The sequence below is a fragment of the Kitasatospora sp. NPDC091257 genome, from assembly GCF_044757675.1.
In the GTDB taxonomy this organism is placed as follows: Bacteria; Actinomycetota; Actinomycetes; order Streptomycetales; family Streptomycetaceae; genus Kitasatospora; species Kitasatospora lactacystinica.
The window spans coordinates 1-6,558 of record NZ_JBIVVI010000447.1; the positions used below are offsets into that span (position 1 = coordinate 1).

The window sequence follows — 6,558 nt, forward strand, 5'->3', positions numbered from 1 at the left end:
CCCGGGTACCGGGCCCCCAACCCCACCACGACCACCGGATCGTCCGACACCGGAACACCGACCGGCACGGGCGCGACCGTCCGGCGCTCCTTGCCGAGGACCACCTCACGCAGGTATTCGGCCAGCCGGGCCGGGGTCGGGTGGTCGAAGACCATCGTCGCCGTCAGCCGGGTCCCGACCGCCGTGGAGAGCCGGTTGCGCAGCTCCACGCCGGTCAGCGAGTCGAAGCCCAGGTCCTTGAAGGCCCGGTCGCCACCGATCTCGTCGCTGCGGCCCAGCACGGCCGAGGCGTGGGTCCTGACCAGGTCGAGCAGGATCTCGCGTTGCCGGGCCTCGGGGAGCGATCCCAGCTCGCCCGCCAGTCCGGTGGTCCGCACCGGTTTGCGGGCGCGTGCCAGCGCGCGCAGCACCGGCCGGTCGCCCAGTGCGGACACCTTGAGTCGGGCCGCGACCACCGCCGGCTCCGCGGTGTCCAGGCCCCCGTCGAACAGCCCGAGTCCGTAGTCGGTCGCCATCGGCAGCAGGCCCGCGCGGGCGAGGCGTTCACCGTCGGCCTCGGACATCTGCCCGGTCAGCCCACTGGTCTCGGCCCAGTAGCCCCAGGCCAGCGAGGTCGCCGGCAGTCCGAGGGCGCGCCGGTGCACGGCGAGGGCGTCGAGGAAGGTGTTGGCCGCGGCGTAGTTGGCCTGCCCGGGGCTGCCGAGCGTCCCGGCCGCCGAGGAGAAGAGGACGAACGCCGTCAGGTCCCGTCCCCGGGTGAGTTCGTGCAGGTTCCACGCCGCCCGGGCCTTGGGCTCCCAGACCGCGGCGAGACGTTCGGGGGTCAGGGACTCGACCACGGCGTCGTCCAGCACGCCCGCCGCGTGCACGACCGCGGTCAGCGGGTGCGCGGCCGGGATCGCGTCCAGCACGGCCGCCAGCGCGTCCCGGTCGGCCACATCACAGGCGGCCACGGTCACCTCCGCGCCCAGCCCGGCCAGCTCCTCGCACAACGCCGCCCCACCACCACTACGGCTGACCAGCACCACGTGCCGCACACCCCGCTCGGCCACCAGATGCCGGGCCACACGACCCCCCAGCGTCCCCGTACCACCGGTGATCAGCACGGTGCCCTCGGGGTCGACCGGCTGAGGAACAGTGAGAACGATCTTCCCGACATGAGCGGCCCGACTCATGAACCGGAACACGTCGACCGCGTCCCGGAGCGCGCGTACGTCCAGTGGCAGCGGTGCGAACCCGCCGTCCGTGAAGGCCCGTACGACGGCGTCCAGGATCTCGCCGAGCCGTTCCGGCCCCGCGTCGGCGATGTCGAACGCCCGGTAGACGATGCCGGGATGGTCGGCCGCGTCGCGGATGTCGGTCTTGCCCATTTCCACGAACCGGCCGCCGGGCCCGAGCAGCCGCAGGGAGGCATCGACGAACTCGCCGGACAGCGAGTCCAGGACCACGTCCATGGGCGGGAACTTCTGCTCGAACTCCAGGGTGCGCGACGAGGCGATGTGGTCCTCGTCCAGTCCCAGGGCGCGCAGGGTGTGCCATTTGGCCGGGCCGGCGGTGGCGAACACCTCCGCCCCGAGCCGCCGGGCCAGTTGGATCGCCGCCATGCCGACGCCGCCGGTGCCGGCGTGGATCAGGACCCGGTCGCCGGCCTTCAGCCCGCCCAGGTCGCGCAGGCCGTACCAGGCGGTCAGGAACACCACGGGCACTGACGCGGCCCTGGCGAACGACCAGTCGTCGGGCATCCGGACCAGCAGCCGCTGGTCGGCGACGGTGACCGGGCCGAAGGCGCCGGGGACCAGGCCCATGACGCGGTCGCCGGGCCGGAAGCGGGTGTCCGGGCCGGTTTCGACGACGACGCCCGCGCCTTCGCCGCCCATCAGGGCCTCTCCGGGGTAGACGCCGAGGGCGATCAGCACGTCCCGGAAGTTGAGTCCGGCCGCCCGCATGGCGATCCGGACCTGCCCGGGCCCGAGCGGTTCCATGAGCTCCGGGCGGGGCACCAGCGCCAGGTCGTCGATGCTGCCGGTGCCCGTGTCCTCCAGCCGCCAGGTCCCGTCCGGCGGGGTGAGGCTCGCGCCGACGCGGACCAGGCGGGGGACGCGCAGCGCCCCTTGGCGTACCGCCAGTTCCGGCTCGTCCGTGCCGGCGATCAGCGCGGGGTCCCAGGTCGGGTCGGCGTCGACCAGGACGAACCGGTCGGGGTGCTCGGCCCGCGCGCCGCGGACCAGGCCCCAGACCATCGAGTGGTGGAGGCCGACCACGTCACCGGGCGCGGCGGCGACGGCGTTGCGGGTGACGACGGCCAGCCGCGTCCGCTCACCCGCCAAGTGGTCCCGGATCACGGCGAGTACGCTCCGCGCGCTCTCGTACGCCGCCTCGACGGTGTCCGCCTCGGGCTCCGGCCCGGTCACCTCGTGGACGACCAGGTCCGCGGGGTCGCCGCCCGTCGACGCCGGTTCGAAGGCCAACGATTCAAAGGGCAGCCAGTCGAGTGCGTACAGGCTGTCCGGGACGGCGGTGGCGTCCCGGACGGTCAGCGACGTGATGGCCGCGACCGGGGTGCCGTCCGGATCGGCCACGGCCACGGTGTACGTGTCCGGCCCGGTGGCGGACAGGCGTACGCGCAGCGTCCGGCGGCCCGTGGGCCGTATCGCCACTCCCGTGAACGCGAACGGCAGGCCGGTGCGGTCGGTGAGGAACGCCATGGGGTGCAGTGCGGCGTCGAGCAGCGCGGGGTGCAGGGCAAACGGTTCCTCGGCGGGAAGCTCCACCTCGGCGTAGACGGTGTCGCCGACCCGCCAGGCCGCCGTGACGCCCTGGAACGCCGGCCCGTACTCGTAGCCGAGCACGGACAGCGAGTCGTAGAGCCCGTCGACGTCGAGGGACTCACCGGCCGGCGGCCAGTCCCAGGCGCTCAGCACCGGCTCCTCGCCCAGCGTCCCGGTGGCGTGCCGCACCCACTCGTCGCCGTCGTGCGAGTACACCGTGAGCGGGTTGCGGCCGTCGTCCTCGGGGCCCACGACGACCTGGAGGTGCACCGGGGTGTCGTCGAGGACGAGCGGCGTTTCGAGCACCAGCTCCTCGACCGCGCGGCCGAGCCGGCCGGCCGCGTGGGCCGCCATTTCCGCGAACGCGGTGCCGGGCAGGAGGACGGAGCCCCGCACGGCGTGGTCGGCCAGCCACGGGTGGGTGGCGAGCGAGATCCGTCCGCTGAGCACCGCGCCGTCGGGCAGTTCCACGAACGTGCTGAGCAGGGGGTGGTCGCCCGATGCCGTCGGGACGGGCCGCAGCCAGTACGGCCGGCGCTGGAAGGCGTACGTCGGCAGGCTGACGGGCTCGGTGTCGTCCGGGAACCGCCAGTCGACCGGGACACCATGGACGTGCAGGCGGCCGAGCGAGGTGAGGAAGTCGTCCTGGTCGCGCCGGAGCGTGCCGGTGACGAGGAGGTCGGAGCCGTGGTGGTGACCGGTCTCCTCGACGGCGGAAACCAGGACCGGGTGCGGGCTGATCTCGACGAAGACGGTGTGGCCGTGGTCGAGCAGCAGCCGGGTGGTCTGGTCGAACAGCACGGGTTCGCGGAGGTTGCGGTACCAGTAGGCGGCGTCGAGGGCGGAGGTGTCGACCGGCTCGCCGGTGACCGTGGAGTAGAACGGGATCGCCGCCGGGTGCGGTGTGATGCCGGCGAGGTCGGTGAGCAGGTGCTCACGGATCGCCTCGACCTGGACGGAGTGGGCGGCGTAGTCGACGGGCAGGCGGCGGGCGCGGACGCCGTCGGCCTCACAGGCCGCCAGCAGTTCGTCCAACGCGTCCCGATCACCCGACACCACCACGCTGTCCGCCGAGTTGACCACCGCCACCGTCAGCCGGCCGTCCCAGCGGGCCACGAACCCGGCGGCCTGCTCATGCCCGAGGCCGACCGACACCATCCCGCCCTGGCCCGCCAGGGCGACCAGGGCCTTGCTGCGCAGGGCGACCACCTTGGCCGCGTCCTCCAACGACAACGCCCCCGCCACACACGCCGCCGCGATCTCCCCCTGCGAATGCCCGACGACGGCATCAGGCTCCACACCATGCGCACGCCACAACTCCGCCAGCGCCACCATCACCGCGAACAGAGCCGGCTGCACCACATCCACCCGCTCCAGCGACCCACCACCGACCAGCACCTCCACCAACGACCAGTCCGTGAACGGCGCCAACGCCGCCTCACACGCATCGATCACCTCCCGGAACACCCGCTCCGAGCCGTACAACTCCCCGCCCATCCCCACCCACTGCGCACCCTGCCCCGGAAACACGAACACCGACCGACCCAACGGACGGACGGTCCCGGTGACCAGACCCGGCGCCGTACCGCCCTCCGCCAGGGCGTCCAACGCCTCCACACCGCTCAGCACCGCACGGTGATCGAAACGCGACCGCCCCGCCAACGCCCGACCCACCGCAACCGCGCCAACCCCCGGATGCCCGGCCAGGAACGCCCCCAGCCGACGTGCCTGCTCCCGCAACGCCACATCCGACTTCCCCGACAACACCCACGGCACCACCCCGCCTGCGGACCCCGTCGAAACCTCGACCGGCTCTTCGGCAGCCGCCTCGATCACCACATGCGCGTTGGTGCCGCTGATGCCGAACGCCGACACGCCGGCACGGCGGGGACGCCCCGTCTCCGGCCACGGCCGGGCCTCGGTGAGCAGTGAGACACGGCCCGCCGACCAGTCGACGTGGGAGGTCGGCGCGTCCACGTGGAGGGTCCGCGGCAGTTCACCGTGCCGCATCGCCATCACCATCTTGATCACACCCGCCACACCGGCCGCCGCCTGGGTGTGCCCGATGTTCGACTTCACCGACCCCAGCCACAACGGCTCGTCCCGCCCCTGACCGTAGGTCGCCAGGAGTGCCTGGGCCTCGATGGGATCGCCAAGGGTGGTCCCGGTGCCGTGGGCCTCCGCCGCGTCCACGTCCGCCGTCGACAGTCCGGCATTCGCCAACGCCTGCCGGATGACGCGTTCCTGGGACGGACCATTCGGCGCCGCAAGCCCGTTCGACGCACCGTCCTGATTCACCGCCGAACCCCGCACCACCGCCAGCACCCGGTGACCGTTGCGACGGGCGTCCGACAACCGCTCCAGCAGCACCAACCCCGCACCCTCACCCCACGCCGTACCGTCGGCCGCCTCGGCGAACGCCTTCACCCGCCCATCGGCCGCAAGCCCCCGCTGCCGCGAGAACTCGACGAACCCCGCCGGCGTCGCCATCACCGTCACACCACCGGCCAACGCCAGCGAACACTCCCCCGCCCGCAATGCCTGCGCCGCCAGGTGGATCGCCACCAGCGACGACGAGCACGCCGTGTCCACCGACACCGCCGGACCCTCCAGCCCCAGCAGATACGACACCCGCCCGGACGTGGCGCTGGTGGCTGTTCCGGTGGCGAGAAAGCCTTCGAGGTCCGGCGGCGGCTGGTTGCCGTAGCCGGAGGACCACAGGCCGGTGAACACGGCTGTGCGGCTGCCGCCGAGTGTGGTCGGGTCGATGCCGGCGTACTCGAAGGTCTCCCAGGCGGTCTCCAGCAGCACCCGCTGCTGCGGGTCCATCGCCAGTGCCTCGCGCGGCGAGATGCCGAAGAACCCGGCGTCGAAGCCGGCGCCGTCGGCGAGGAAGCCGCCCGACCGGCTGTAGGTCGTGCCCGGCCGGTCCGGGTCAGGGTCGTGGACGACGTCCCATCCACGGTCCGGCGGGAATTCGGTGATCGCGTCGACACCGTCCGAGACAAGCCGCCACAGGCCGTCCGGGGACTCCACTCCGCCCGGGTAGCGGCAGCCCATGCCGATGATCGCGATCGGCTCGCGCGCGGCCTCCTCCATGTCGGCGAGGCGCTTACTGAGCACTCCCAGGTCGGCCGTGGCGCGCTTGAGGTAAGTGCGGAGCTTCTCTTCGTCGGACATCGCTACTCCTCAGCGTTTCGGGACTCGCCCGAGCGGATGACCTCGGTCCTGCGGTGCGCATCGTCCAGAAGGCTGAACAGTTCGTCGTCGCTGGCCTCGTCGACACCGGCCGCGGAGCCGGTACGTCTGGCGGTCCAGGCCGCGAGAAGCGCTTCGAGGCGGGCCGCGACGGTCTCGTAGTCGGCGTCGGCGGCTGCCGCGTCCAGGGTGGACTTGAGCCGGTCGAGTTCGGCGAGCAGGGGGTCGGGTTCGGTGCCGTGCAGCCGTGTGTGCACGAAGGCGGCGAGGCGGGCCGGTGTCGGGTGGTCGAAGACGAGCGTGGCGGGCAGGCGCAGGCCGGTGTCCGCGTCGAGCTGGTTGCGCAGTTCCACGGCGGTGAGCGAGTCGAACCCGATGTCGGTGAACGCCTGGTCGGGGTTGACCGCCTCCGGTGACGAGTGCCCCAGGACGAGGGCGACCTGGCCCACGACGAGTTGCAGCACGTCGGCCTGCGTCCACGCGCGGTCGGCGGCCTGCCTGCGCCGGGGCCGTACCAGCTCCCGCAGCAGGGCGGGCGGGTCGCCGGCGCGGCGCAGCGCCGGCAGGTCGAACCTGACGGGGGCGAGGGTGG

General features: G+C 73.0%; 1 protein-coding gene and 1 pseudogene. Both read right to left on the reverse strand.

Going from position 1 to position 6,558, the window contains the following annotated elements; genetic code table 11:
• The coding region (locus tag ACIQOV_RS21115) for an SDR family NAD(P)-dependent oxidoreductase (protein ID WP_401050576.1) at nucleotides 1-5,948 on the reverse strand (5,948 nt) is incomplete at its 3' end.
• 274 nt (nucleotides 5,949-6,222) lie between these two features.
• A pseudogene (locus ACIQOV_RS21120) lies at nucleotides 6,223-6,430 on the reverse strand (acyl carrier protein); the annotation flags it as partial.
• Between the last annotated feature and the right edge of the window lie 128 nt (nucleotides 6,431-6,558).